The following is a 3,273-nucleotide window of genomic DNA, read 5'->3' on the forward strand; positions in this document are numbered from 1 at the left end:
ACTCTGTGTTAACGAAGGTTGCTGTGCGCCGGACGCCTTGACTCCGCATAACGAACTACAGTTTCGAAAGAGGTCTATTATTATTTACCGCTTTTAACCTTAGTCCAAGCGCGTGTAATGATCCGATCTAATTTTGCTGGATGTAGTTTTAATGTAAACATGTTGGCGCGGATATCTGCCGGCGGGTAGATCCCCGGGTGATCTCGCACTTCAGCCTTTATCAGTTGCGTTGCTTGTTGATTCGCATTAGCGTAATAAACATGATCACTGATATTGGCAATGACATCGGGTCTCATCAAATAATTTAGGAATTGATAAGCCTCTTGCGGATGCTTGGCATCTGCTGGCATGGCAAATACATCAAAAGTCACTAAAGCGCCTTCTTTTGGAATGCTGTAAGCGATATTGACCCCATTATTAGCTTCTTTTATTCGGTTCGCCGCTTGTACAATATCGCCATTCCACCCCACGGCGACACAAATATCTCCATTTGCTAGGTCATTAATATATTTAGAAGAATGAAAATAACGAATATTAGGGCGCAATGTTAATAATAGCTCGGTGGCAGAGCCTGTGTAGTCTGAAGCCAGCTGACTGTTTGCATCTTTGCCCAAATAATGCAATACGGTAGCAAAAATTTCACTCGGCGCATCGAGAAAAGAAACCCCACAATTTTTTAATTTGGCTAAATTTTCGGCTTTAAGCACTAAATCCCAGCTGTTAGTGGGCGCATCCTCACCTAATGCTTCTTTAATTTTTTCAACGTTGTAACCGATAACGGTAGTATTCCATAGATAGGGAATAGCAAACTGATTATCGGCATCGTAATTAGCGACCCGTTTTAGCAGTTCTGGATCAAGATTTTTATAGTTGGGCAGCGCCTTTTTATCCAAAGGTTGAAACACTTTAGCCTCCAGCTGGCGCTCGAAAAAACTGGCGGAAGGAACCACTAAATCAAAACCCGTACTACCGGCCATCAACTTGCCATCCAACACTTCATTAGAATCAAACAAGTCATAAATTATCTTAATGCCGGTTTCTTGTTCGAAATTAGCAAGGGTGTTGGGTGCAATGTAATTAGACCAATTATAAATATGTAACGTTTTTTTCTCAGCTAAAGCACAGATCGATACCACCATTAATAACCCAGCGATAATACGCCATAGCCCCATCCAACCCTTTTTGTATCTATTAGATGAATATCGATAACTTTCCGTCATGACATGCCCTCTGAGCTGATGCAAAATTTCTGATGTTCGCTAATACCCGACAAAAGGGCATAGCTTACGAAATATTTCTGCTATAGCCAAATCATTTTAATTTGATTCTGCGTTGTCGTCGCTTGCCGTACTCTTTGTACTGTCTGTGCTCCTCCGCCTTGAATCAAATTAAAATGATTCGACTATAAGCGCTATGATCAATTTTATCTTAATATTGTATTAGACCTCTTTCGAAACCGTAGTTCGTTATGCGAAGTCAAGGCGCTCGGTGCACAGCAACCTTCGTTGCCATCAGTACATGAGGATTGCGCGCACCGGGCAACGCAGGATCCGCGTCACGCAGTAGGTTTCGAAAGAGGTTTATTCCAATGCACATGCCAACAACGCTCACCTTGTTTTGCTTGCCCTTCAGCAGTAACAAAAAAATCACAGGCTGCGATTAATTGTTCATTAAAATACAACAATGGGATCTGATTCCTCATCAAAGGAGGTACTCCGAGCTCCTGCCATAATTTTTTACTTTCTCTTGAACGATCACGCCCGACAATCTTTACCTTTCCTTGCAGGCCGAAACGGATCTTCACGCTTTCATTTGGCCTTGCTGCACGAATTTGTTGTCCATCGGCATTAGTCAGGCGCAGAACCCCTAAGTTAGCGGGAAGCAATAGATCTTCACTGACACACCAGTGTAAACACTGAGAGGTTATGTTGATTTGTTGCGAGGAGGATAAATAGAGACGCTGGCGAAAACGCCGTACTTGATGTTGCCCCAGTTGTAAACAAGGATTGGCATCGATACGCGCTAATACAACTTCATGCCATAAACGTTGTAACTGATCTCGAGACGGCATGCTGACATGGTGGCGAGATAACCAGCGCCGCAATACCGCATTGCGTTTCACTTCTGACATAGTGATTAATCCGTCAGTCGTTAGAGACCCATCAGTATGCTGCCATTGATCTAATGTGGCAGTGAGTAATTCATCAAGCAATTGTTCTTGTTCTGCACAAAGGCTAGCACTGCGCGTGACCGTTTGGGAAAAATGCGGCCAACGTTGATTGAGCAAAGGGATAATTTCTTGCCGTAGAAAATTACGATCAAAACGCCTATCTTGATTGCTCTCATCCTCTACCCACTGAATTTGATGCCGCTGTGCATAATCCATTAAATTTTGTCGGGAGCAGCTTAATAAAGGACGGAGTAACTGACTTTGTGCGAAAGCCATTTTTGACGCCATGGCAGACAACCCCGTTGGCCCACTCCCCCGTTTTAATGCCAGCAGAAAGGTTTCACATTGATCATCTTGATGTTGAGCGGTCAATAACACTTCTTTGTCGGTGAGATGGGTGGAAAAAGCGTGATAACGCGCTGCGCGCGCTGCGGCTTCGATGCCATTTTTGCGTGTATTTAGTTGCACTGGCACAATTTCTAGTGGCACTTGCCATTGTTGACATTGATATTGACAATGTTCTACCCAATCATTTGCCTGTGGATTGATACCATGGTGGATGTGAATCGCTCGAATGATCAAATCAGGCCGTTGGCCAGTGCGTAGACGAGTCAATAGATGCAGCAAAACACTGGAATCCAGTCCGCCACTAAAACCCACTAGCAGCTTTCGGTATCCCGCTAGCTGCTTGTTAATCTGGAGTAAAAAATCATCATTTTTTATTCATTGATAGTGTTATAAAATAAAAAATATCTTAGTTAGAAGTTTTTTCAGTGTCTATACCCAATGAATTTCGAGTTACGGCAAGGCGGCCAGGGGGTGAGACCGATGAGCGTAGACATACTACGTGATTCGGCGAGCACCCGCAGACAACAAAGCCGTAACTTGAAAGGCGAAGGGTATATTAGAAGCTCCTTCTAATGAACACCAAGACGAAGGGTATATTCAAGGATCCACGAGGGTAGGACACACCAAGCTTATGTTAAAATCAATAAAAAAATATTCACTGACTGCTCTGCCAGTCTGGCAGATTTTGAAAAAAATCCCTATTACTTGGTTTATCTATGTTTTATTTTTTGCCTACGGTTTAATCGGTATTTTTG

3 protein-coding genes are annotated in these 3,273 nt (G+C 43.1%); 1 reads left to right on the forward strand and 2 read right to left on the reverse strand.

Going from position 1 to position 3,273, the window contains the following annotated elements; genetic code table 11:
- Positions 1-80: 80 nt before the first annotated feature.
- Together potF and tilS are read right to left on the reverse strand one after the other, a co-directional pair.
- A complete protein-coding gene (gene potF, locus REG_RS09285; RefSeq protein WP_039908566.1) occupies positions 81-1,172 on the reverse strand; it encodes a spermidine/putrescine ABC transporter substrate-binding protein PotF in 1,092 nt (363 codons plus the stop codon).
- A gap of 383 nt (positions 1,173-1,555) precedes the next feature.
- Positions 1,556-2,893 (reverse strand): tRNA lysidine(34) synthetase TilS, encoded by a 1,338-nt coding sequence (tilS, locus tag REG_RS09290; RefSeq protein WP_050749382.1) that lies wholly within the window; start codon positions 2,891-2,893, stop codon positions 1,556-1,558.
- A 63-nt stretch (positions 2,894-2,956) separates the two neighbouring features.
- Between tilS and REG_RS14405 the strand changes: the two genes are divergently transcribed.
- Positions 2,957-3,091 carry a hypothetical protein gene (locus REG_RS14405; protein WP_260200259.1) on the forward strand — a complete coding sequence of 45 codons (135 nt, stop codon included), beginning with the start codon at positions 2,957-2,959 and terminating at the stop codon, positions 3,089-3,091.
- The last annotated feature ends 182 nt before the right edge of the window (positions 3,092-3,273 follow it).

The organism is Candidatus Regiella insecticola LSR1, from assembly GCF_000143625.1.
Lineage (GTDB): Bacteria > Pseudomonadota > Gammaproteobacteria > Enterobacterales > Enterobacteriaceae > Regiella > Regiella insecticola.

Coding starts and splice junctions, on each gene's coding strand:
- potF (WP_039908566.1), bottom strand. CDS start 1,172: ATGGGGCTATGGCGTATTATCGCTGGGTTATTAATGGTGGTATCGATC.
- REG_RS14405 (WP_260200259.1), top strand. CDS start 2,957: ATGAATTTCGAGTTACGGCAAGGCGGCCAGGGGGTGAGACCGATGAGC.